Raw genomic sequence first — 24226 nt, forward strand, 5'->3', positions numbered from 1 at the left:
ATTTTTAATAAATAGGTTGCGACATCCTCAAAAGTTATTGGCCTAACTCCAATTGGTTTTTAACTAATTCATAATAACGTCCCCGTAGCCGGGTAAGCTCAAAATGGTTACCCGTTTCGGCTATTTTCCCTCCGTTCAAAACTATAATTTGGTCGGCATTTTGAACAGTACTTAATCTATGAGCAATAACTATTACCGTTTTACCAATAAAAAAGGTCTCTAAGTTTCGCATTATCGCACGTTCATTATTAGAATCGAGCGAGTTTGTTGCTTCGTCGAGAAATATAAGCTGAGGATCTCGGTATACTGCCCGGGCAATAAATAGCCTTTGTTTTTGCCCCCCACTTAAATTTACACCTATGGTACCAAGCAATGTACCATGCTTTTGAGGCAACGATTCAACAAATTCATCTAAACAAGCTATACTTAATGCTTTCTTTATTTTATCATAATCGATATTTTTTTCTTCCATGGCTATATTTTGCGCGATGGAGGTATTATAAATAAAGCCATCCTGCATAACCACGCCACAATACTTTCTGTACTGATCTGTATTTAAATCGTTTAAGTCCGATTCATCTACAAATATCCTTCCTTGCTGGGGTTTATAAAAAGCTAAAAGTAACTTAAGCAGCGTGGTTTTACCGCTGCCGCTGGCGCCAACAATAGCGGTTATTTTTCCTTTTGGAATAAATAAGCTTACATTTTTAAGGATGTAAGTATTATGGATACCAGGGTATTTAAAAAACAAATTTTCAATTTTTAAACCGGCCTGCAACCTGGCATCTCTAATTACAGGTTTATTTTCGTTTTCATCTTTTTTTAGCTGTACCTCATTTAATCGTTCAAATGATATTTTCGCATCCTGATAATCGTGAAAAAAAAACATTATTTCCTGAATTGGTACCGTAAGTTGCCCAATAATGTAGCTTATACTCAGCATTACCCCAAAACTTATTTTACCGTTAATAACCCAATAAGAGCATAAAAAGGTAATTAGTAAGTTTTTCAATTGGTTAATAATACTTATCCCGTTTTGCTGCAGGTTATTTAGCTTTAAACTTGCCAATTTGAAAGTATACAACTTGTTTTGTAATTCCTTCCATTTTAATACTTTATCAGTCTGGGCGGTATTTAGTTTTATCTCTGTCATTCCCGATATCAAATCATGCAGATAGTGCCTCTCTTCAATCGCTAACCCAAATCTTTTGTAATCAAGGTTTTTTCGCCTTTGCATAAACATAAAAAACCAGCCAAATGCCGCCAGGGTAATTAAGGAGAAAAATAAAACCATCCATTGATTAAGCCAAAACAGTTGCACGGTGTAGCAAAATAACAAAGCGGCAGAAAACAGAAATGATACCAGTCGGTTTGCCAGGAAGTTTTCTATCCTGGAATGATCGTCAATCCTTTGGTACAAATCCGCGTGATTTTTTGTATCAAAAAAAGAAATAGGGAGCCGTAATAGTTTGGTAAGGAAATTAGAAATAATATTAACACTCAATTTGGTGCTTAATTTTGTTTGAATCAAATTACGCAGATAGTTGGAAAAGGTAAGACTTCCAAAAAGCACGAACTGGAATAACAGTATTTTCCAAACAATCCCCAGATTTTTTTTACCTAACCCATTATCTGTCATGTACTGAATGGTACGGGGTATCAATAAAGATATCAGGCTGGAAAGTAAAATAAATAGTGCCAAAAGGCCTATTTGCTTAGTGTGCGGCTTTAAAAATGCCACCATTTGAAGAAATGTCTTTCTATCCTTTTTTTTACCACCTACTTGTTTGCGGTTAGCCTGATCATCCGGTTCAAAGAAAAGCGCTATTCCTTTTTCATGATTATCATGCCAGCCTTCTAAAAACTCACCCTGGTTTAAAACAATTAAGCCATGCCCGGGATCTGCGATGATATATTTTTGGTTCCGGATGCGGTATAACACCACGTAATGGTTTTTTCGCCAGTGCAAAATACAAGGGAATGGCTGGTGGCTATTCAAGTAATCGGCAGTAGTTTTGAATACCATCCCTTTTAGCCCGGTTTCTTCCGCGGCATGTATAATGTCTCCGGTACTTGTCCCTATCCGCGATGTGTTACATATATCTCTCAGAAAGCTTATCTCTACATCTATCCCGTAAAAAGCAGCAATCATCTTTAAACATGCGGGACCACAATCCATCGAATCCAGCTGCTTTTGAAACGGAAATTTACGGAACGCTAACATGTGAAGGAGCCAAAATAGACCATATTAATATCCAACGATGTATTGCCCAGCGTTGAGCCATCATGAAAGCAGTTATCAGTAGGTGCTATGTAATATTCGTACGGCTTTTGAATAATTTTTATTACCGGATAATCAGGGAAATATTTAAAAAAGTAAGGAGCTATGTTATAGATACTGATTTTTTCGTCTTCAAATGTCAATTTGGATTTTATCATATTGAAAACTTGAATAAGAGACAGATTGATAAAATAAAAAAACCTTGATTGTTTACCTAAATTGATTGTAATGCGGTTACCTGCCTTATGCACAGTATGAATTTTCATAAATTTGGTTCCATCATTATGCAAACCTTCATATTTCCTTTCGGGAACGGTAAAACCTGGATGCAATTTGCTTATATCACAGGCAACCAGCTCTAAATTAGGTAAGTTAGCGGCTATACAATTAAATTTAAAAGGCTTATTGTTAGCCTTTGGAAAAAGAAAATTTTGCAAACCGTCGCTCATTTTTTTAACAATAGTACCTCTTTCCCTAATCCGGGCCATTACCTCTTCCCTGCTGGTTAAATCAGTTATCTCTAATTCTTCAAATATTTGTTTTAATTCGGCAGGCGTATCACCTATAAAAATTGAATTATAATCTTGTTGCCTGGTGTTTACGTTTAATTGTGCAAGTTCTATTGGGGCAAGCGCTCTCCAATCATGTCGCGGTAGGTAAGCCTTATCATGAAATAAGGGCACAAAATCCCAGTTTCCAAATTTTATTGGTTGTAATTCCTGTTCCTTGTATGGCAAAGTGCCCGAGTTGATATACACCCGGTCAAATCCATCTTGTAAGGAGCTATACAGGCCAATTCCTTTTTTTAATTTCAACATTCAACCTATTAAATTAACTGATAAAAAAAGTTCCAAAAAAGATCATGGTAATATCCAAAAATTGGTTTCCCAAGGTTTGCGCATCATGAAAACAATTATTTGTAGGCGCTATGTAGTACTGATAGGGATTGAGTTTAATTTTCAATACCGGGTATTCGGGATAAAGAGAAAAAAAGATCCGGGGCATTGTAATCAAGTCAACCTGAGCAGCGCATGAGCTACTCTTTTTTTTGATCATATTGTAGGCCTGTTTTAACGATAAATTTACAAACAAGAACTCCCTGGCTTGCTTTCCAAGATTTATAGAGATGCGGTTACCAAACTTTTGAGCGGTGTGAATTGACATTGCCGATGTACAATCATTATGTAAACCCAAGTACCTTACATCCTTAGGAAAATGTTCTTTTTGCAAGCGCGATACAGATGCCAAATTGGGATACGTTGCTCCAAAACAGTGAAATTTGTAGGGCTTGTTGCCCGATATATTGTGCAGAAAAACATTTAAGTCGTCGTTTAATTGCTTTGCAACCAATTCATTTCGCCTAAACAGCGCGTAAATATCTTCTAAAGTGGTTGCATCGGTCAACTTCAATTCCTTTAAATGCTGTACCTGTTGTTCTGTTAACTCGCCTAAAAAAATGGTGTTATAATGGGCAGATGGCTTTGGCGGCCTTAGCATTTTTTGTTCGCTTTCACTCAGCGGGCGCCAATCTGACTTTGGCAATATTGCCCCGTCCTGGAATTTTGGAATAAAATTGACGCGCCCATACACAACCGGGGCACGCTGCTGCTCATCTGCATAACAAGATCCGGTGTTGATTGATACTGCACCAAACTTTTGATGTAGTGAATTATGTATTCCTATCCCTTTCTTAATTTTCATAGAGCTACAGGTTATCGAAAATTCCGGTATAAACCAGCGTGATGTCTAAAGCCTGCATTCCCATTGTGGTGGCATCATGGAAAAAATTATCGGTAGGCGCTATATAGTATTGGTATGGTTTTATTTCAATTTTTACTACGGGGTATTCAGGGTAATACTGAAAAAACAAGCCCGCGATATTCCCCGGCGTAATAACTATTTCAGCACCTGCTTTTTTTCGGATCATGTTGTAACACTGAATCAACGACAAATTCACAGTAGCCAGGTGCCTGCTTTCGCTCCCCAGGTTAATGGATATCCGATTGCCCGATTTATGAGCGGTATGGGGTTTATATAACCGGCTTCTATCAACATGCAAACCGATGTAAATGAATTTTTGATCAATGTAATGACAGGTAATAGTTTCCCTGTTTGGCATAGCCCTGGTTATACGATGAAACTTATACTGCCTATGGGCAGAAAAACCGGCAAAGAAATCATCCAGATCTGTAGCAAGCCCCTTTACAGTTTCTTCGTGCAGACGAACGGTAGGATAAACATCATCCGGGTTGGTGCATTCATGCAGCTTCATTGTTCTGAACGTATCTCTCAGTTGACGCGGCACTTCGCCAACTTTGACAATATTGCTGTAATGCTGATTATTTTTGTGGAATAAAATATTTTTTGCAGTGCTATCCAATGGCCGCCAATCATTTTTGGGGATAAAGGAGTTGGGCCTGTAGTATACGCCCGTAGCTTCGGCGCCCATATTTGTGCCGCTATTAAATGACAATTGTTCATCAAAATTTTCCAGGTCACTTTTAAATTGGATTCCTCTTTTTAAATTCATAGGGCGATCAACTGATTAAATGAGTTAAGTTGCTGCTTTACTTCCAAATTGATTAAATTTTGAGGAGGTAGCTTAAACGAGTTGATAACGTCATCATAAAGAAGCTTTTCTGCCATTAGTTGACTAATAGTTTCTTCTGGTAAGCTTTCCAGAAGATCATTCCTCAGAAAAGTAATTAAACGAACCATATCTTTACAGTAAATAGTTGGATTATCGAAACCGTTGTGATTGGCAAACCGGTTACCTAAAAAGCCACCACCACAAATATCATATACCGGGCAATTCAAACATTGCTCTGCAACAAGGTCATGCGCGTTATAATAAACTTCAAAAATCTGGTCTTTAAAAAGATCATCTATCTCATTGGCATGAACATTATAATTATTCCTGGTAATGCCTTCGTAACAGGCCCTTAAAGAATCGGTTACCTCGATGCCGCCATCAGATTCTATCACCATAACGCCGTTTTTTGTTCGGCCAAACCCCTGGTTACCCCTGGGGATACCCGCTAACATTTCTATCAGGGTTTCAAATAAGCGAATAACGGGCCTGCCTTTATCCTGCTTCCATATCTTAAACAGCGCGATAAGCCAATCGGCATAAGGTGTATATCCGTTGTTTTTAAACTTATCGGGATCAATACCATCTGGTAAGCGGTCAAAATGCCCGTCCGGAAATAAAAGATTGATTTTCTTAACCCCAAGTTCCTTTAATTCCTGGTAAAATTCCTGAACAGGTATTTTAGGGTTTATGACCATTAAAATACCGGTAAGACCATTTTGGTTTCCAAGCTTAACCGCGTTGGCAACCTCATGATAAGAACCTTTGCCGTTGTGAAACAGCCTAAATTCATCATGGTAAGCCTTTGGCCCATCAAGGCTTATGCCCACTTTTATTTTTAAGCTATTAAAAAAGTTGTACCAGTCAAGGTCTAACGTTACGCCATTGGTTTGCAGTGAAAAATTAAATTCAACACCGGGGCACCCACTGGTAAGTATCTGAATACATTCGGCGTAATATTCTTTACTCAGTAAAAGAGGCTCCCCCCCATGAAATATAATGTGTACAAAGTTGATGGCACCACGGCTGCAATAGGATTGCAGCCGTAAAGTTAGCGCCTTTACCGTATCAACCGACATGAACTTAGGTTGCTTTAAATAGGTTTTATCACCTAAGTTATACATGTAACAGTATGAGCAATTAAGATTGCACCTGCTGGCAACTTTAAGCACATATGAAGTAACTTTTTTCATAATATCGAAAAGGCTTATCTCCCGAAAACGCCCTGAATCAGACAATATATTTACCAACCAAACCGCGTAGCGCAAAAAACAAGGCTAACCTGTGCATTGCACAGATCAACCTTGTTTTAATTAAACCCTCAGGAACTGATCTGTCTTATCATAAGCGGTAGACCGATCTTCACTGCTTGTGATTACTACTGCGCCGCAATCTGAACCGGTACCGCCAAAAATTGCTTTGTACAGGTCCATCTGCTCATTTTCAGAAGACTGAACTGCATGTTGCAGGATGCTTTTCGCTTTAGCATCAGATGCAATGGTTTGTTTGTTTTTCATTAAGAAAATTGATTAAAATAAAAATTGAGCCATCAGTAAGGACATGGCAACTGCCCGTTTATCTAAAAATTACCCCTGTTATTTCTGAGACGCAGAAAAACAAATCCCTTACATCAATCTGCCTTTAACATCCTGCGAACCTGTATCGCGGTCTCGTTTATCTTTCACTGTTTGCTTGCCAAAACTATAGGTAAGTGCTAAGGCAACGCTGCGCGTATCATTATAATAGTTGTCTTTGATATGTAATTCGCCAAGCATATAATTGTAGCGATCCTTGTTACTCTTCAAAAGATCCTGAGCGGATAAAGTAATATTGAACGGGCCTGCTTTTTTTCTCAGTCTTATTTCAGTCTCCAATCGGTTGCCAATACGGGTATTTACAATAGTGCCGGGAAACGAGTTGCTAACAATTAATGTACTGCTTAAACCCGCTTTTTTTGAAATGGTAAAAGTTTGATTGGTTGACAGGATCAGCTGCAACGTATTATTATTAATCAGAATGTCATTTGCGTATTCGCCCCGGGTAAGCACATACCCAGCCACAACCGTTCCGGAGAAACGCCACCAGGCGTTGAACTGATTATTGTAACTTGCCGTGGTGGAGTAACCATATCTGTTACCATAGTTGGTTTTTCTGTTGATAATAGTATCTCCCGAACTATAAGGAAGAGCATAAATTTCGCCTATAGTTTGACTTGCGGCTATTTGCAGGGTTAGCGATCCAAGCTTGCCATTCAAACTATGGCTTAATTCCTGCCGGTAGTATTTTACAGGGTTCAAATACGGATTTCCGGCAAAGTATGCCTGATCGGTAGTGTAAGTACGGAAAGGGTTTAAATCCCAATAACCCGGTCGTGTTATCCTGCTGGTTACTGCTAATACATATGAACCCTTCTTTTTGGTAGTAAACTTTAAAAAAGCTGTTGGAAAAATATTGGTATAGTTCCTGTTAATCACCTTTTGTTCTTCCAGCCATCCTTTGGCTACGGTGTTTTCCAAACGGATACCCAATTGGTAGGACCATACGGCACTCATCTTGTAACTAAAATTCCCATAAAATGAATTTATATTTTCCTGGTAGCGAAAATTATTACTCTTATCAGCATCTGCTATCCAACCGTTATCCGGAAGCTGGTTTTCAAAAAGAAAGGTATTCCTGATCTTTGAAAAAGATGACTTTGCACCAAAGCTTAGGTAACCTTTTTTGCTAACGGGCCAGTCAAAATCTGCTTTTATAGATTGGTTATCAATATTTTGTGGCGATGCCGTTCTAAATGTGCTAACGTTATACAGTTCATCGCCTGTTAGGGCATCCAGTTGTGTGGTATTGCTGTTAGAGTTATATTTTGACCGGTAGGCCAAAGCATCATAATCTACACTTAGCGTTTTTCCCGAAGAATCGAGCTTTCCCTCATAATTAATATTCAGCGCGTAAGTTTGGGAATTGATATTATCCTTATTATTTGTTTTTGACAAAGAATCCAAACCACTATAAAAATCACGACTGGTTGCGTTTCGGGTTTCTTTGTGCCAATTGCCAGTGTAGTCAAACAACAATCCGATAACATTTTTCTTGTTAACCTGGTAATCTGCACCTACGCTGGCTCCCGGATAAAGTTCCTGATACTGGTTGTCAGAATGTATGGTACGCTGAATAATGGAGGTTGAAGATTGTGCAGGGAAAAAAATATCCCTGTTGGTTACCGGCTTTCGGCTCCGATTACCCATGTAAACTGTTGAATAAACATTCCAGCTTCCGGATCGTTCGTTAAGATAAATACTCCCGGCCTCTGAGTTGACGGCAGTTTGCCGCGTGCTAAGCGAAACATCGCCAATCAATCCTTCTTCTTTATTTTTCTTAGTCACAATATTGATGATACCCGCACCGCCCTCAGCTTCATACTGGCTTGGCGGCGTGGTAATAACTTCTATGGCTTCAAGGTTATCAGAAGGCAAACCGCTGAGGTATGATTTTAACGCCGAGCCGGTAAGCACCTTCTTTTTGTTGTTAATATATACGATGGCCCCGGTTGTACCGCTAATTTGTACCGAACCATCTTCTGTAGCGGTAACCAAAGGAGTCTTTTCCAGTACATCCCATATATTATTGCCAATAGCTAAATCCGTTTCAGCTACATTAAACCGAAACCGGTCCAGTTCGCGTTGAAATATGGGCTTTTTAGCCCTTATCACTACCTCCGATAGCATCTGTGAGGATTTCAGATGTACATTAATTGTAGTATCGGCATGAATAGATACTTTGAAAAAGGTATCCCGATATGCCAGTGATTTATAATTTAAGGTATATATGCCAGCTTTTATATTCCTGAACCGGTAATTGCCATTGCTATCTGAAACAGCATTGTTTACCCTGCTGTTATTTTGTAGCAAGCCAATGGTTGCATAAGGCAGGGCCTTTTGAGTATGGTCTGTAATTTTGCCGCTGATGGTTATCTGAGCAATTAAAATTTGAGAAATAAATAACAGAATTACAGTTAGAGGTAGTTTAAGCATGTAGATATAATTTACCTTTAATATTATGAAAAAGGCTCCATCAATGATGACTCTTACTCATAAAATAATAAGGCAGCGACGAATATTTGGTAGGGTTAACTATACAGGAAATATATTCTCTTAAAATGTGTGAATATTTCGGGCAGCAATTCTATCAAACCATTAAATAATAAGCAGATAGCCGGCGCCTCCGGCAGGGTTACCCCAAAGAGCGCCGGCTATCTTTTTAAGTTGTTTAAACCCGCAAAAATTCGTGATCGGTTTTATCATAGGCTGTTGCCCTATCTTCCGAATTAGCCACCGCTACAATAGGGCAGTCTGTACCGGTTCCTCCAAAAATAGCTTTATACAAGTCTAATTGTTCGTTTTCTGAAGACTGTAAAGCACTTTGAAGAATAGATTTACCTTTAACGTCAGATGCAATGAGTTGATTTTTTTTCATGTTAATTATTTGGTTAGGTTATTAAGCGTATTGGCTTTACTTATCAAAATCATAAATCACTCATGTAAAATAATAAGGAGAGCGTTTGTCTAAAATACTAAGTGTATTTTTAATCAAGTCAAAACAACCAGTGTTTGTATCCCGAAAACCAACCTTTCCATCCCGAAAATAAAAGCATATTTATAGAAAGAATAATATTATGCGGATTGCTCCTATTGACTTTACTTATCATATGATTTAAAAACCACCCCTTGATTATACCGCTGCCAAATATTTCAATAAAAGCAATACCCAAAATCGATAGTTTGTCTTTTTTCGAAATCCTGTTTTTTTATTCTTTTAGCCCGAATACTGCTGGTTATGCATAATGTTTTTTAAAATAAGGATGGCTTGTGTTTTTTTTAACATATGATTTATAATGTTAACAGTATGCAATTACTCCCTGTTATAATTGGAAGAACACCGGCCTTTAGTTCGGAAGAAAAGCTGGAAGAAAAATGGCACAATTTAAAAGATCTTATAGCCGAATCTTCGCCCGCTTTTTATCAGGTTATAAATAATTTACCCCCTCCCGATTTTAAGACCCTCGACAACAAAGTAGATTTTTCAATTTGGAAATACTTTAACCGGGCCAGGTTCAGGGCAACACCTTATGGGGCATTTGCCGCTTTTTCAACTTTTAAAGTAAGTAACGATGCCGATACCCCAATAATGATTGATCCCAAAATGATTAGGCATCAGTTTACCAATTGGACGCACAAAGAGGAACATCTTAATGATGTTAATGCAACGGTTTTATTATCCGGCTCCTTTATTATTAATTCTACCATATACGCTGTTGGTAATCACTACCGGTACATCCGTATTCAAAATGGCATATTCGAAGTAGCCTGTGTAAGTCGCTTTCCCGAGATGGATACAATTATTAACTATTGCAGCGAAAAGAAAAGCAAGGATGCTATTTATCAAATTATGCAATCCAAATACAACTTAAAGCTAAAAGAATCCAACTCGTTGCTTGCCCAAATGCTATCTCAGCAATTAATATTATCAGATCAACACCCTAATATTACAGGAGAGGATTTCTTCTCCCGAATTAAAATCAAGCCTTCATCATTACAAAACCCATATATAATTTCGGAGCGGAAAGTTTTGGATGGCGGGCTTAACAGTAAAGTTTTAAAAGAAATACCTCAATTGATCAGTTTTTTATCAAAGGTTTTACGCCATCAGTCAAACAACCATTTAACTAAATTCAGGAAAGATTTTGTAAAAAGGTTTGATATGCAAACCATTCCGCTCTCATTGGCTTTAGATGTTGAAATTGGGGTGGGCTACGGAAATTTAGGTGATCAAAAATCAGATAATAAATTAGTGGATTTCCTTGATTCGGCAGCTAAAAATAACACCTCCGATAGTAAAATAGCATACACCCATTTCCATCGCTTTTTATTAACTAATTTAATGAAAAACGAGCCAATACAATTGGAAGAGTACCTTGAAAAAGAAAAAACAGACGATTTGCCACTACCCAATACACTCAGCGTATTGATAAGTATTTATGAGGGGCAGCCTGTTATTGGATGCGCCGGTGGTTGTACTGCAAACGCACTTTTGGGCCGGTTTTCTATTGCTGGTAATGAAATAGAGGCTTTAGGTAAACAAATTGCTGATATCGAACAAAAGGCAAATCCGGATATTCTGTTTTTTGATATCGCTTACCAGGGAGAAACTCAATTTGATAATATCAACCGCAGGAAACATCTTTATACCCATGAAGTTCCTATTTTAACGTGGTCGACCAATGCCGAAGCTATTCATTTTGACGATATATTGGTAATGGTTAGAGGAGCCGAGGTAATACTTTTATCCAAAACATATGGCAAAAGGATGCTCCCAAGACTTTCGTCGGCCTATAATTACCACCGGTCTGATCTTCCCGCGTACCGTTTTTTTTGCGATTTACAGCACCAGCAAATCCAATCCGATCTTACGTTTAAATTGCAGCAAACGTTCCCTGGTTTAGCTTATTACCCCCGGGTAACTTATAAGTCGATAATTGTATGCCCAGCCAAATGGCTTATTCCAAATGCCATATCAAATCCTTTTAAAAACGAAGATTGGGAAAGCTGGAAAAGAAGAGTGCTCAACTGGTTAGCGGAAAATAAAATAAACTTTATGTTTAAAGCGGGGCACAACGACCAAACTTTATGTTTCAACCCTACTGATCTGGCCGATGTAAATGCTTTCCTCTTTTTTTGCAGGCAAAATGCCGGGACCGAAATTTATATAGAAGAGGCCTTAGTTTCTATCGTTAAAAATGAGATAAAAGATAGCTTAAGCAAGCCTTATCAAGCTCAGTTTATTTTAAATTATTATCATTTAAATAGGTTATACCGGCCCTACCCGGTGCAAAACGAAAAAAACGCACAAACTTCCGCAACATCTTTCCCCGGTGCCGACTGGCTTTATTTTGAAATTTATTGCCATCCGCTTAGGGCAGATGAAATATTACTGAACCAGGTGAGGTTGCTTATAAATAATGCGAGCGATGATATACTTAAATGGTTTTTCATCAGGTACGATGATCCCAGGCCTCACATACGCTTAAGATTACAATTAAGAGATCCAGACCAGGGATACAGTTATATAAAAACGCTAAACCAGCTTTTACGCCCGCAATGTGAACTTGGCCTTGTGTCAGATATTCAAATAAAAACTTATTTTAAAGAAATTGATCGTTACGGCGCCGCCAGAATTGAAAATATCGAAACCCTTTTTTTCTTAGATAGTGAACATGTGCTGGCAGCGCTCGACAAGGATACATCTCCAAACAACCTATATTTTGCAACGCTGCAACTTATGGATAGCTACCTTGCTTTCGATATTATCGATATAGAATCCCGCATATTATTTGCGAAAAATGTAGCCGAAAGTTTTACCGCCGAATTTGGCTTTGGCCAGGAAGATTTTAAACGAATAAATGATGAATTTAAAATTTTAAAGCCGCGCCTTATTTCCGGTAAACCTTCCAATAAAAAGATATTATCAAAAAAGCAGAAAAATATTCTTTCGCTGGTATTCCAATCATGCAACAGTAAAGCCGAAAGAAATAAACTCCTGGGCGATTTAATACATATGCATATTAACAGGCTATTCAACTCAAAGCAGAGGCTTCATGAAGCTATATTATATCATTTTCTGTTTAAGACGTTAATGGCCCGTCGGGCGCTCTCAAGTGCAGAACAGGCACCGAAATGCATAATTTAAAATGATTTTCATCAGAGATATAATAATCGAAGCTCACCTTGCCGTTAAATGTATACTCCAGTCTTTTCTCAATATTTTTAAGCCCTATATGTGTATTTAGTTTTTGCTGTTTATTGTTAATTAAATTATCGGTAACAATAAAAAAAGTATCATTTTCTACATATACCCTAACGGTAGCTTCATCATCGATGTTATGTAAGCTTCCATGTTTAAATATGTTTTCAACAACAGTTAACAAAACCAGTGGTATAAACTTAAGGTTTCTTACTTCATCATCGTAAAGGAGTTTAAAACACAAATTAAAATTGGTTCTCATCTGCTGTAAATAAACAAAATTTTCTACCTGATCAATCTCCTCCCCCAGGGCGATAAAATCTCCCATTTTATCTGAGTCTATTGCATATCGCATCATTTCTGATAAAACAATTACAGCCTCGGCCGCCGTTTGCGACGACGATTCTATGTTATGATAGATAAAATCCAATGTATTGAAAAGGAAGTGAGGATTGATCTGCGCTTTTAGAAAAGCATTCTGCGATTTGATCAATTCCTGCTCCGACTTTTGTAAATTAATAATATTGGTAAGCCGGTTCTTTTCAAGTTCATTGGTTCGTGTTCTATACCTTAAAATAGAATAGTATCCTGTTGAAAACCCCATGAAATATATACACCGGTACAAATTAGTGAGGGCGTATTCAACTGTTAAGTGATTAACCGTTGGTTTAAGGGTATGTAAAATAACCAACAATACATCAATGCCATAACTAACTACAATGTAAATGGTAGTCTCTGCCAATATCAATACAGGCACTTTCCAAATGGAGTTGAGCCCTCCTTTTAATCCCCAGGTTAGGCCAATATCTGCGTGAAAATAGAAAAGAGCAATAATGAGTATGTAATGAAAAAAATAGGTTAAAGGATTTCCAAATTGGCCAATTATCAATCCTATAACTACAGTTTCATAAAATATAAAAATTACCCACAAAAAAATGTGAAGCTTATATTGATTAAATCGATCGTTAATAATTTCTTTCATGTTAACAGTTCCTTCTGAATAGGAAAACGGGGGTTTCATATAAACCATTTTCAGGATATATATTTTGCTCATAAGTTTAAAGAAAAAACTATGAAACAAAAACATTTTAAAATCAACAGCTCAACGCTCTTTATTTATTCGCCTAAAAAATCGGCAAAACCTTCTGCAGAAGCAGTTACAACAGCCGGCGACCCAACCACCAGCATTGTTTTAACAACGATAAGAACCTCCTTATTTAATTCTGGAGAGTAATTACCATTAAGGCAGGGCATTACCCTTACGCCCTGCCTTAATTAGTTTTTCTGATAAAAAACTGGTAAAATCCTTTTTGTAATAATCGCCAACTGAAATTCTTAGTTCATTAACCATTTTTATGGTGTTACCGTCAATTGATTCAATGTGATCTTTTCCAATTATAAAGCTTCTTTGAAATTGAACAAAGTTTTTCTTTTCGTTTAGTATTTTAGAAATTTCGGTTAATGACATATAAGTTAATACTTTTTTGGAAAGGGTATGAATTAAAACGTAATTCTGTTTACTTTCGGCCGCTATAATTTCCCTGTAGTTTATTTTTATCAGTTTTAAACTTTCATACTTATCCTTTACAAAAAAAAAGTCGTCATTGTTCTTTGTTACAGAATGATTTTCTTTCGAAAATAATTTCTCAATAGTTCCCGCAAATTTGGATAAAGTGTAAGGTTTAAGGAGATAAGCATCTGCGTTAACTTCAAAGGCCTGGTAACCGTATTCTTTATAAGCTGTTGAAAATACTATTTTTCTGGCTCGTTGCCTAATTTCCTGTGACAGTTCAATTCCCGATACAACAGGCATTTCAATATCCAACAAAATTAAATCCATCATTTCGCCGTTAGATAAATCAACCAAAGCTTCCATTGGATTGGTGTAACTTTTAATTAACCTTAAATTGGGCACAAAGCTTATATATTTTTCCAACCATTCAATAGCAAAGGGATCATCATCAATGATAATACATTTATAAATATTCATATTAAAATTATGTTTTATTATTTAAAAGTGGCGAACTACTACATCTATTACGATTGTTTTTAAGCAGGCGTTTAATGATTATCAATTTGCTTTTGTTATTATTGATTGTAAATAAAAGAAAATATGCCTTTCCGTGTAGAAAATACGCCTCTTGAAATAAAAAAGATGTGATTATTATTTATTACGATTAAATTGATCGGCGAAGCAGAAAAAAAATGACTGCCAGCGCTTTTTATTTTTATAGTATATTATTAAAGCATAATATATGCCATGAGATAAACCTACAGCTAAATTCAGATTTCAATGAAACAGACAGACGAATTTAACGTATAGTTAGTTGTTTAATTTTTTCGCTTACTTTGTTTACAAGGCATGTAAACTCACCAAACAGATAACCTTAATTACCTATGTTAAATTGTATTATAATTGATGACGAGCAGTTTTCTGTTGAGGTTGTAACTAAATACATCAAATTATTGCCCAAACTCAATATAGTTGGTATATACAACAAGCCCGAATTGGCTTTGGACGAAATAAAAGAAGATGACAGCATTGATTTGTTATTTATGGATGTTGACATGCCTAACATGTCTGGAATTGAATTGGCTAAAGCTTTAAGATCAAAAACCCGGAAATTAATTTTCACCACAGCTCATTCCAAGTACGCGTTAGACGCATACGAGGCCGAGGGCGATGCCTTTCTCTTAAAGCCATTTACCTTTGCAAAATTTTCTACTACGGTTAAAAGATTATTCCCAAACGAATCTGCACCAAAACCTGCATTAAATTTAAACGATGATTATTTCCTGGTAAAAAACAAGGAAGAAGATCTTAGAATTATAAAGGTTAACTATAAAGATGTTATCGCTTTTGAAAGCTCACATAACTACGTTAAAATTCACCTGGCCGATACCAAAACAATTCTTGCTTACCTAACTATTAAAGATGTTTTAGCATTGATAGCAAATAGGCCGGAGTTTAAACAATTGCATCGTGCTTTCATTATTTCTACCGACTGCATCTCCTACATAGAAGGTAATGTTATTAAAATGCAGAATAACCTCACATTTACGGTTGGTGAAAGCTACCGCCCCGAATTTGTAAACTATGTATCAAATAAATTATTCAGAAGATCTGGCAGCTAAACAAGCCCTGTTGTTTTTTACTTATAAAAGTATTGTAGTACCTCATCAGCATCAATAGCTAAACATTAATGCGGTTAAATTATGCGCAACTAACGTTTAAGGCGCTCCGCTAATAATACGGCATCTTGCCATTAGGTTAAAGTGTTTATCATGCCTCCAACAACTGTCTAATTATCTCATATTCTATGGGAAGCATCGCATAATATTTTCACAATTCTAAAGCCGGCTCACCTAAAATTTATTACGATGCATCATTATGCCGGTGCTTAAACTAAATCGCGCTAATGCATGATATATCCCTTTTATGCACCTGATAAATATTGGTGTTAGCAATCATCTATTCTTAAGTTTTTGAGCATTTGCCAATTTTCGGGATAAACAGGTCGGTATTCGGGACACAACACAAGCCAACATTAAATGCCGAATGTTAATTTAGGTTAACATAGATACGAGATAGTAAGTTATTCTGAAATCATGAGGTAGCAATATCAGCCTGGTTAGGCTGTTTTTACCGCTATGCATAACCGAATGCTTGCCATACTATATACACACCATATCACTTTATGAGGTTATTTTACACTGCCATTTTTCTTTTTTCTTCAATTTATTCATACGGTCAAATATCCCTTGCCGGAAAAATAACTAATGACGTGGCGGCACCGGTAAAGTACGCCACCATCGAACTTATAAAAGATACTGTTTTAATGAAAGCTACAAGCTCAGATAGTTTAGGCCACTATCAATTCTCGGGCGTTAAAGCCGGAAAATATAGTCTTTTGGTTAGCTACCTAAATTCCGAGCCCAATTTACAAGCCTTATACCTCAGGAGCGATACAACAATAAACATTAGGATTAAAGGGAAGGTAAATATGCTTAACGATGTTATAATAACATCAAATGAACCAACCTTTATAGCAAAAGCGGGGCGCTTTGTATTTACGCCAGGGCGTTTGTTTGCCCAGGGAAGCAGCGGCCTGGATATATTGCAGCATACGCCGCTAATTAAATATGATGTAAAAAGCGAAACGTTAGCAATTCTTAACAAGCATAGCACGGTTATTTATATCAACAACAAAAAAACGCGGTTGCCAAGAGAAATGATTTTGGAAATGCTTAAAGCCCTCCCTGCAGAAAATATTAAAAGTGTTGAAATAATCACAAACCCGGGGAGCGAGTATGAAGCAAATTTGACAGGAGGAATTATTAATATCAATATTAAACGCCAGCTTTATGAGGGCTGGTTGGGCAACCTATCAATAACAAGCCAGCAAAGTAATTATAATACCACTGTACTTAACGGCGCGGTAAACTATAGAAAAGGCAAAATAGCGTTGCAAATTATTCCTTTTTTAAATGATAGTTACAACTACACTACAAGGCAAAACGTACTTGATTACAGGGACGAAGCGAGTCAAAAATTAGACGCCAGTAATTACCGCAGGTACGTTGTTGCTGGAGGCGGAGTAAATTTTGACTATGATATTGACAGCACCAATAATATAAGCTACAAGGGGTGGATATCAAACGTTAACGGCCATTCCACTACCGGCACAACTACCGCTTTCTCCAGCACCGGAAAAAGTAGTGCAGATTCATTACTAAGTGCCCCATATAAAGGCAAGGATAGTTACTTATACAATTTTGGCAATGTTAATTATCACAAAGTTTTTGGTCACTCGGGAGGTCAAAAATATTTAGATGCCAATGTGGACTATAACCAGTTTACTCAAAAAAACACTTATGAGGGTAGCTTCAATCGCTTAACTACAAGTGGTGATTTTTTGAAGGAAACCGGAAGGTATAAAAACTACCTGCCGCAGAACTTTTTCAACTTGTCTGAAAAATTAGAATATGGACAACCCATAAGTCATTCAACCAAGATTAGTGCCGGGATACAATACAGCGATACGCATGTAACAAATAACCTAAACTATAAAAACTTTGATTATAACAGTAATTCGTTAGTTACCGATAGCCTGCTCACTAACAACTATAAGTATAAAGAAATTTATGCGGCGGCCTATTTAAGCCTGAATGCCGATTTGAGTAAAAAAGTGAGCGCTTCTATAGGGTTGCGGTTTGAAAACACCCGTTATAAATCCTCTGTAAGTAATGATCATTTTTCAGCCAATAATATGGCTTTGGATACCAATTATTTTAATTTGTTCCCAAGCCTTTCATTAAGTTACGCTCAAAATCAGCAAAACCAATTCGGGTTAAGTTTGTCAAAAAAAATCTCACGGCCCGGAATTGAAAGCTTGTTCCCGGGTATTACCTATTACACCCCCAATTATTACAACCAAAACAATCCATTTTTACAACCCATGTTGTATTACAACGGAGAACTTACCTATACCTACAAGAGCAGATTTAATTTTTTATTAGACTACACCTTAATTGATCATGCTTACAACAATTTTACTATCCCGGTAAATTTAAATAGCAACACCATACTAAAGAGTACTACACTAAATTATGGCACCGCGAAGAGTTTTGATTTTACTTTTAACACAACTTTACCATTGATAAAGGATGTGTGGGATAGCCAGCTATCAACTTCGCTCGACTATTCGATGTATCACAGTAAAATTCCCGAAGTATCTTTTGCGCTAAACAATTTTAGCTATAATTTCTATTTCGATAATACTGTATACATTTCAAAAGCGGCTCATGTAACCGGGTTTGCCACCTTTACCTATGTTAGCAAACAGGCCGATATTGGCAGCCGTAAAATAAACGCCAACTCCCATCTTGATCTCGGAATAAAAAAAGTGCTTAGCAAAAAGGTATCTATATTATTTTTTGCAAATGACATTTATAAGGGCAACGCGATCAGCAAAAATTATTTTACACCTAATGCCCTGCTTGCAAACAATTACATCGTCACCAATAGCTACACCCAAAGTTTTACTCTGGTATTGCGGTTCAAATTTGGCAACCCCAATCTTAAACAAAACAGGGATCATAGCATAGCTAATGATGAATTAAAAAACAGGACCGGTCAATAAACAACAATAAAGGGCCAAACCGAAAAGCCCATAATAAACAAAGTAGGAAAATAAATTATAAGTCAAAAAAACCATAACAACTATCATGGCGCTTCCAGGAAGCGGCCTTGAAAAGGGTTAACCCAAACCTAAATCGTATTAATATCAATTAAAAAATCAACTAAAAATAAATACATAAAATCATGAAAAAACAAATTAAAAACCTACGTCAATTTGAGGCCCTTTCAGAAACATCAGACGGTTTCCTGGTAAGTGGATTTTCTACTTCATTGTCTTCAAACACCGCAACAGGTGGGCTTGTTCCAATTGAGGCCAATCTTTCATGCCCTAAAAACACAAACTGCGCCGGTGGTAACTGCGTTGCAGGTTGCGGAGCTAAGACTGCCTAATTAAACCCATGAGCTAAATTATGCTAAAGCGCCTTTGAGGCGCTTTAGCAACTTTTCAATTACCATTTATTATTGAATTATGATTTTAAATAAAACTAAATCAAAGGCTGAATTTGATCTATTATCTGAAGATTCCAACGGGTTCCTGGTAAGTGGCTTTTCGGCAGCGTCACTTTCTTCATCTGCAATAAAGATGCTTGGCGGAAATTTAACCTCTACCAACGTTTGCCCGTCAAACAACTGCCAGGGTATGAATTGTAATTATTGTGGTGTCCCCGACAAATAATTAATTGGGCAACAAATAAATTCTATACACATTACGGTAAAGAGAAGGTAGCCGGCTAAAAAACGCGTTTATCATAAAGACCTGTTTAGGCCGGCACGTATTGCAATTATTAATTAAATTCTACTAAAACAACCATGAAATACAGTCAATTTAATTCTGTCGTTCCTTTTGACGATAAGTTTGCGTTATACAACGCGTTTTCTCAAAAAGTAATTTTCCTTGAAGAAACGCTCAAAGATTTATTAGCCGCAGCGGTTAATGAAGGCGTTGACAACTTACAAAGCATCCACCCCACTTTTTACGATTATTTAAGCTCCGAAAGCTTCATAACGGCCGATGATACCGATGAGGTGGATTTAGTTAAGCAGTTGGTTGCAAAAGTTGATAATAACACTAATACCTACCTGTTAACCATAAACCCAAGCATGAACTGTAACTTTAAGTGCTGGTACTGTTATGAAACCCACGTTAAGGGATCTATGCTGGATGAACATATGGTGGCAAAAATTAATAAGTTTGTAACTGCCACGGCCTCAAAAGAAGAGATGCAATTTTTCGCGCTCTCGTTTTTTGGTGGCGAACCGCTTTTGTACTTTAAAAAAGATGTTGTTCCAATTATAGAAAACTATGCTAAGCAATGTACAGCAAACAACATCAGTACATCCATCTCTTTTACTACAAACGGGTATTTGATTAACGATGAGTTTATTTCGTTTTTTAAAGAAAGAAACCTGAGCTGTAGTTTACAGATCACATTGGATGGATACCGGGAAAAACACGATTTGGTTAGGTACGTAAGCGCGTCTAAGGGATCGTACGAAACAATAATTACCAACATCAAATTACTGTTGATGAATGGATTTTATGTTCGGCTGCGGATAAATTACACTGAAAACAATATAGAGGATACTCATAAAATTGGCGCCGAATTCAGTGATATTCCGGCAGAAATTAAAGACAATTTGTTGCTGATTGATTTTCACAGGGTTTGGCAGGATGACAAAATTGACAATACTTACCTTGTTGTAGGTGATAACATTGATCAGATGAGAACCGATGGATTAAATGTTTCAAGCACCTATGTACCCAATAATGTTGTTGAATCATGCTATGCAGACAAAAGAAATAGCGCTGTAATTAACTATAATGGCGACTTGTTCAAATGTACTGCCAGGGACTTTACAACTGTTGCGCGTGCTGGCTATTTAAGCGAGGAGGGCGAGTTGATTTGGGAAAATGGGTACCTTGAAAAAAGGATGAATTCCAAATTTAAAAACAAGCCGTGCTTAACCTGCCCAATTTTGCCTATTTGTAACGGAGGCTGCTCTCAACATGCGTTTGAACACATGGATAGAGAGGAGTATTGCGTGCACTCGGGAGATTTCAATGAAAAAATGCGCATCGTAAAGGCTAAAGTTGAGGAAATTGTCAATGCCAATTAAAAACCGACCATTTAAATTTTTCTATCAGTTAGAAAGCATAGATTGCGGGCCTGCCTGCCTGGCAATGGTTTCCTGGCATTATAAAAGGAAACTTTCTGTTAAGCAGGTTAAAACCGTATGCTCTATAACCAGGATGGGGGTATCCGTTCAGGATATCATTAACGGAGCCAGAAAAATAGGGCTTGAGCCCTCTGGCGTAAAGCTAACCTTAGAAGAATTGGAGGAAGTTGAATTACCCATTATTCTTTTTTGGAAACAGGACCATTTTGTTGTGCTATACAAAATAGAGAAGCAAAAGAATGGAACTATAAAGTACTATTTAGCAGATCCAGGATACGGCAAAATAAAGATTGACTCAGACACCGTGATCCAGGAGTGGATGGGGACTAATCCTAAAGGGATAGCTATTCTTATTGAGCCGGGAGAAAGCCCCCCGGTGGTTATTGATAAGCCAAAATCAAATTTGTTACAGTCGGCGTATATCCTTAACATCCTTTCTTTTGTAAAAAAGCAAAAATTTAAATACCTGGCTTCAATCACCCTGCTTTTAACAGGGCTTGTATTTAACTGGCTATTGCCAATAATTTTTCAAAAAACAATTGACCGGGGAATTATTGGCAAGTCGTTAAACATGGTTTGGCTATTGTTATTTGCACAGTTCGCATTGTTTTTGGGTAACTTTTTATCTCAACTATTTAGCGATCTAATTCTCACCAGGCTAAACTTTAACCTATCTATCACACTAAAAGAAAGTTTTCTTTTTAAATTAATGAAGCTGCCTATCAGTTATTTTGATACGCGGCTTAATTCCGATACGCTACAGAGACTGAATGATCAAAGTAAAATTCAGTCCTTTTTAACATGGCAGGGTTTGGAGTTTTTTTTAAATGCCCTCAACCTTGTTGTTTTTAGTGTTATTCTCGCTTATCTGAATAAATATATATTTTTCAGCTTTTTAATATTAAGTTCATTATCTATTCTTTGGGTTGCCTTTTTTTTAAGGATCAGAGCAATTTTAGAATATTCAAAATTTTTGAGGCAATCGGAGAATAGTAACAGTCTTTACGAGTTTATTATGAACATGCCCGAAATTAAAGTAAGCGGGGCGCAAAAAACGTCTATAAACAAACTCATCAAAATTCAGGAAAAGTTGAACCGATTGGAACTTAGATCCTTGTTTTTGAATATGTACCAAATTATTGGGGCAAACTTTATTTCTAAACTCAAAGAATTGCTCTCCATTGCCATTTGCGCTTACCTCATTATTAAAGGGCAAATGACCATAGGTACACTTTTAAGCGTATCCTACATTTTAGGGCAGTTAAATGTGCCTATATTGAATTTTGTTAATAATATACGAAATGCTCAGGATGCAGACATCTCCCAGAAAAGGATTAACGACGTATACTCTGAACCCGACGAAAATAACTCATCAAGTGCACCGCTCCCACAAGAAATTACGCTATTGGATATTGATAATATTTCGTTTAAATACCCAGGCAGCTTTAATTCATTTGTTCTTAACGACATTTCTATAAAAATAAAGAAAAACACCGTTACAGCCATTGTTGGGCCAAGCGGTAGCGGAAAAACAACCTTGTTAAAGCTTTTACTTTCGTACTACAACGTTACGGAAGGCGAAATAAAATTAAATGATCGTAACTTAAATGATGTTGACAGTGATGAATGGCGAAAACAGTGTGGAACTGTACTCCAGGACGGGCATATATTTGCAACCACAATTGCACAAAATATTGCCATTGCCGACGAGGTTATTGATACCGACCGGCTATTTCACGCGGCAAGGGTGGCATGCCTACATGAATTTATCACTCAGCTGCCAATGGGCTATAACACCAAAGTGGGGAATGTGGGCATTGAATTAAGCGGCGGACAAAAACAAAGGTTGCTAATAGCCAGGGCGGTTTATAAAAACCCACAATTTATATTTTTGGATGAAGCAACCAGTTCATTGGATGCCAATAACGAAAAAGAAATAATAGATAATTTAAGGCTCTTTTTTACAAACAAAACCGTTGTAATTATAGCTCACCGGCTTAGCACTGTAAAAAATGCAGATCAGATAATAGTGTTAGAAAATGGCCGAATAACAGAAATTGGAAAACACGAAGATTTGACTACAAAAAAAGGAAAATACTTCAAACTGGTAAAAAATCAATTGGAACTGGGGAATTAAATATACCGGCAAACGTCATTTAGTAAGTAAACCGGAGTCGTTTTTTGTAACTTACCTTTTATGGTTCATCTTATAAACTCAAATACCTAAAACATGAAAAACTTCAACAAGAGCGTTTATTGGGCATTAACATTGGTTGTGTTAATAGCTTCATCATTCAAAGGTAATTGTCAATCCGGCACCAACACCGAAACGAGGGTGATTAATACATCTTATAAAACCGTTTGCGTAGCAACGGGGATACGTTTATCAATAAGCGGGGGAAGCGATAACCGGGTTTTGGTTACGGCCTCTAATCAGAGCCTACGAAAAAAAATAAAAACAACGGTGGTTAATGATACTTTAAAAGTTTCATTGTCCTATAAAGATGATCCTAACTGGAAAGGATTAGTTAATTCAAAGGAAACTTTAAATGTACAGATCTCTGCCGGTAATATAGCGTCTATCGAAGCCTCTGAAGCAGCTTCGGTAACTATTAAGGATCAACTTGCAGTAAACCAACTATCTCTTACGCTTGTAACAGGCGCCCAATTATATGCAAACATCAACTGTAAAATGCTTAATGCAGAAATTCAGGACGGAAGCAACCTCATTTTAAAAGGTGAAGCAGTTACCGGCAATTTCCACGTAAAAGGAGGAAGCATTTTTGACGGGAAAAAACTGATGCTGGAATCATGCAGTGCCCGGGTATATAGCGGCAGTGAATCCTATCTATTTGTTACCAAGAAATTAAACATTGTAGCCAAAAATGACGCGCGGGTTTATTTAACCGGCAACCCGACTGACATAACTAAAGATATAGAAAAAAGCTATTTAAGATCTAACGGTAAATAATTAAGCAACAAATTCCGCTTTTTCTGCTTGATCCCTTTCTTATTATTCGGGGATGCTACAAATAAAAAATCCTGTAAATCATATTATTTACAGGATTTTTAGTGGATTTAAAGTTTCCCTTGGCGGTGAGGGAGGGATTCGAACCCTCGGTACAGTTTCCCGTACGTCAGTTTAGCAAACTGATCCTTTCGGCCTCTCAGGCACCTCACCAGTGTTTTTTAAACTTGTCCCCCGTTTTCGGGATTGCAAATATAGTAAAACATGCTT

The 24226-nt window shown here is 37.1% G+C and carries 19 protein-coding genes and 1 tRNA gene; 9 read left to right on the top strand and 11 right to left on the bottom strand.

Translation table 11 applies throughout. From position 1 onward, the window contains the following. Nucleotides 1-34: 34 nt before the first annotated feature. The 8 genes from QWZ17_RS08610 to QWZ17_RS08645 all read right to left on the bottom strand — a co-directional run bounded on the left by QWZ17_RS08610 (nucleotide 35) and on the right by QWZ17_RS08645 (nucleotide 9344). Nucleotides 35-2224: a peptidase domain-containing ABC transporter gene (locus tag QWZ17_RS08610; protein WP_290304744.1), complete on the bottom strand. Its 2190-nt coding sequence runs from the start codon at nucleotides 2222-2224 to the stop codon at nucleotides 35-37. Beyond that, nucleotides 2218-3099, bottom strand: coding sequence for a hypothetical protein (locus QWZ17_RS08615; RefSeq protein WP_290304745.1), 882 nt, complete (start codon nucleotides 3097-3099; stop codon nucleotides 2218-2220). Before QWZ17_RS08615 ends, QWZ17_RS08610 begins: the two co-directional genes overlap by 7 nt. Before the next feature lie 13 nt (nucleotides 3100-3112). Continuing rightward, entirely contained in the window at nucleotides 3113-3982 is an 870-nt protein-coding gene (locus QWZ17_RS08620; protein ID WP_290304746.1) for a hypothetical protein, read from the bottom strand. A 4-nt stretch (nucleotides 3983-3986) separates the two neighbouring features. Further along, nucleotides 3987-4811, bottom strand: a complete 825-nt coding sequence (locus QWZ17_RS08625; protein WP_290304747.1) for a hypothetical protein — start codon at nucleotides 4809-4811, stop codon at nucleotides 3987-3989. Then, on the bottom strand, nucleotides 4808-6064 hold the full coding sequence (locus QWZ17_RS08630) for a radical SAM protein (protein WP_290304749.1): 1257 nt from the start codon (nucleotides 6062-6064) through the stop codon (nucleotides 4808-4810). The genes QWZ17_RS08625 and QWZ17_RS08630 overlap by 4 nt, the downstream gene beginning before the upstream one ends. A 120-nt stretch (nucleotides 6065-6184) precedes the next feature. Further along, entirely contained in the window at nucleotides 6185-6388 is a 204-nt protein-coding gene (locus QWZ17_RS08635; RefSeq protein WP_290304751.1) for a hypothetical protein, read from the bottom strand. A 108-nt stretch (nucleotides 6389-6496) separates the two neighbouring features. Then, on the bottom strand, nucleotides 6497-8902 hold the full coding sequence (locus tag QWZ17_RS08640; protein WP_290304753.1) for an outer membrane beta-barrel protein: 2406 nt from the start codon (nucleotides 8900-8902) through the stop codon (nucleotides 6497-6499). Nucleotides 8903-9137: 235 nt separating this feature from the next. Continuing rightward, nucleotides 9138-9344, bottom strand: coding sequence for a hypothetical protein (locus QWZ17_RS08645; RefSeq protein ID WP_290304754.1), 207 nt, complete (start codon nucleotides 9342-9344; stop codon nucleotides 9138-9140). Nucleotides 9345-9773: 429 nt separating this feature from the next. Here QWZ17_RS08645 and QWZ17_RS08650 point away from each other — a divergent pair, with 429 nt between their 5' ends. Next, nucleotides 9774-12614 carry a lantibiotic dehydratase gene (locus tag QWZ17_RS08650; RefSeq protein WP_290304755.1) on the top strand — a complete coding sequence of 947 codons (2841 nt, stop codon included), beginning with the start codon at nucleotides 9774-9776 and terminating at the stop codon, nucleotides 12612-12614. Here the strand turns inward: QWZ17_RS08650 and QWZ17_RS08655 are convergent. Next, nucleotides 12550-13722, bottom strand: a complete 1173-nt coding sequence (locus QWZ17_RS08655) for a sensor histidine kinase (protein ID WP_290304756.1) — start codon at nucleotides 13720-13722, stop codon at nucleotides 12550-12552. The two genes, QWZ17_RS08650 and QWZ17_RS08655, sit on opposite strands and share 65 nt — an antisense overlap. A gap of 18 nt (nucleotides 13723-13740) precedes the next feature. Here QWZ17_RS08655 and QWZ17_RS08660 point away from each other — a divergent pair, with 18 nt between their 5' ends. After that, nucleotides 13741-13902 (top strand): hypothetical protein, encoded by a 162-nt coding sequence (locus QWZ17_RS08660; protein ID WP_290304757.1) that lies wholly within the window; start codon nucleotides 13741-13743, stop codon nucleotides 13900-13902. 6 nt (nucleotides 13903-13908) lie between these two features. On the opposite strand, the gene QWZ17_RS08665 is transcribed toward QWZ17_RS08660, so the two are convergent. Further along, on the bottom strand, nucleotides 13909-14658 hold the full coding sequence (locus tag QWZ17_RS08665; protein ID WP_290304758.1) for a LytR/AlgR family response regulator transcription factor: 750 nt from the start codon (nucleotides 14656-14658) through the stop codon (nucleotides 13909-13911). Nucleotides 14659-15065: 407 nt separating this feature from the next. Between QWZ17_RS08665 and QWZ17_RS08670 the strand changes: the two genes are divergently transcribed. From QWZ17_RS08670 to QWZ17_RS08700, 7 genes are all read left to right on the top strand, one after another. Beyond that, nucleotides 15066-15803 (top strand): LytR/AlgR family response regulator transcription factor, encoded by a 738-nt coding sequence (locus tag QWZ17_RS08670; protein WP_290304760.1) that lies wholly within the window; start codon nucleotides 15066-15068, stop codon nucleotides 15801-15803. 563 nt (nucleotides 15804-16366) lie between these two features. Next, nucleotides 16367-18811 carry an outer membrane beta-barrel family protein gene (locus QWZ17_RS08675; RefSeq protein ID WP_290304761.1) on the top strand — a complete coding sequence of 815 codons (2445 nt, stop codon included), beginning with the start codon at nucleotides 16367-16369 and terminating at the stop codon, nucleotides 18809-18811. Nucleotides 18812-18993: 182 nt separating this feature from the next. Then, nucleotides 18994-19200 (top strand): hypothetical protein, encoded by a 207-nt coding sequence (locus QWZ17_RS08680; RefSeq protein ID WP_290304762.1) that lies wholly within the window; start codon nucleotides 18994-18996, stop codon nucleotides 19198-19200. 79 nt (nucleotides 19201-19279) lie between these two features. Continuing rightward, nucleotides 19280-19486, top strand: a complete 207-nt coding sequence (locus QWZ17_RS08685) for a hypothetical protein (protein WP_290304763.1) — start codon at nucleotides 19280-19282, stop codon at nucleotides 19484-19486. Nucleotides 19487-19620: 134 nt separating this feature from the next. Then, on the top strand, nucleotides 19621-20928 hold the full coding sequence (locus tag QWZ17_RS08690) for a radical SAM/SPASM domain-containing protein (RefSeq protein WP_290304764.1): 1308 nt from the start codon (nucleotides 19621-19623) through the stop codon (nucleotides 20926-20928). After that, on the top strand, nucleotides 20918-23125 hold the full coding sequence (locus tag QWZ17_RS08695; RefSeq protein ID WP_290304765.1) for a peptidase domain-containing ABC transporter: 2208 nt from the start codon (nucleotides 20918-20920) through the stop codon (nucleotides 23123-23125). Before QWZ17_RS08690 ends, QWZ17_RS08695 begins: the two co-directional genes overlap by 11 nt. Before the next feature lie 93 nt (nucleotides 23126-23218). Then, entirely contained in the window at nucleotides 23219-23959 is a 741-nt protein-coding gene (locus QWZ17_RS08700) for a GIN domain-containing protein (RefSeq protein WP_290304766.1), read from the top strand. Between the two features lie 120 nt (nucleotides 23960-24079). Here the strand turns inward: QWZ17_RS08700 and QWZ17_RS08705 are convergent. After that, nucleotides 24080-24169: transfer RNA gene (locus QWZ17_RS08705), tRNA-Ser, on the bottom strand. Nucleotides 24170-24226: the final 57 nt, after the last annotated feature.

It is taken from the genome of Mucilaginibacter flavus (assembly GCF_030409315.1).
Classification (GTDB): Bacteria; Bacteroidota; Bacteroidia; order Sphingobacteriales; family Sphingobacteriaceae; genus Mucilaginibacter; species Mucilaginibacter flavus.

Excerpts from the sequence above, each read along its gene's own strand:
- QWZ17_RS08680 (WP_290304762.1), top strand. The coding sequence starts at position 18,994 with ATGAAAAAACAAATTAAAAACCTACGTCAATTTGAGGCCCTTTCAGAA.
- QWZ17_RS08650 (WP_290304755.1), top strand. The coding sequence starts at position 9,774 with ATGCAATTACTCCCTGTTATAATTGGAAGAACACCGGCCTTTAGTTCG.
- QWZ17_RS08615 (WP_290304745.1), bottom strand. The coding sequence starts at position 3,099 with ATGTTGAAATTAAAAAAAGGAATTGGCCTGTATAGCTCCTTACAAGAT.
- QWZ17_RS08695 (WP_290304765.1), top strand. The coding sequence starts at position 20,918 with ATGCCAATTAAAAACCGACCATTTAAATTTTTCTATCAGTTAGAAAGC.
- QWZ17_RS08670 (WP_290304760.1), top strand. The coding sequence starts at position 15,066 with ATGTTAAATTGTATTATAATTGATGACGAGCAGTTTTCTGTTGAGGTT.
- QWZ17_RS08685 (WP_290304763.1), top strand. The coding sequence starts at position 19,280 with ATGATTTTAAATAAAACTAAATCAAAGGCTGAATTTGATCTATTATCT.
- QWZ17_RS08610 (WP_290304744.1), bottom strand. The coding sequence starts at position 2,224 with ATGTTAGCGTTCCGTAAATTTCCGTTTCAAAAGCAGCTGGATTCGATG.
- QWZ17_RS08625 (WP_290304747.1), bottom strand. The coding sequence starts at position 4,811 with ATGAATTTAAAAAGAGGAATCCAATTTAAAAGTGACCTGGAAAATTTT.
- QWZ17_RS08675 (WP_290304761.1), top strand. The coding sequence starts at position 16,367 with ATGAGGTTATTTTACACTGCCATTTTTCTTTTTTCTTCAATTTATTCA.
- QWZ17_RS08690 (WP_290304764.1), top strand. The coding sequence starts at position 19,621 with ATGAAATACAGTCAATTTAATTCTGTCGTTCCTTTTGACGATAAGTTT.
- QWZ17_RS08640 (WP_290304753.1), bottom strand. The coding sequence starts at position 8,902 with ATGCTTAAACTACCTCTAACTGTAATTCTGTTATTTATTTCTCAAATT.
- QWZ17_RS08635 (WP_290304751.1), bottom strand. The coding sequence starts at position 6,388 with ATGAAAAACAAACAAACCATTGCATCTGATGCTAAAGCGAAAAGCATC.
- QWZ17_RS08630 (WP_290304749.1), bottom strand. The coding sequence starts at position 6,064 with ATGAAAAAAGTTACTTCATATGTGCTTAAAGTTGCCAGCAGGTGCAAT.
- QWZ17_RS08665 (WP_290304758.1), bottom strand. The coding sequence starts at position 14,658 with ATGAATATTTATAAATGTATTATCATTGATGATGATCCCTTTGCTATT.
- QWZ17_RS08655 (WP_290304756.1), bottom strand. The coding sequence starts at position 13,722 with ATGAGCAAAATATATATCCTGAAAATGGTTTATATGAAACCCCCGTTT.
- QWZ17_RS08620 (WP_290304746.1), bottom strand. The coding sequence starts at position 3,982 with ATGAAAATTAAGAAAGGGATAGGAATACATAATTCACTACATCAAAAG.
- QWZ17_RS08660 (WP_290304757.1), top strand. The coding sequence starts at position 13,741 with ATGAAACAAAAACATTTTAAAATCAACAGCTCAACGCTCTTTATTTAT.
- QWZ17_RS08645 (WP_290304754.1), bottom strand. The coding sequence starts at position 9,344 with ATGAAAAAAAATCAACTCATTGCATCTGACGTTAAAGGTAAATCTATT.
- QWZ17_RS08700 (WP_290304766.1), top strand. The coding sequence starts at position 23,219 with ATGAAAAACTTCAACAAGAGCGTTTATTGGGCATTAACATTGGTTGTG.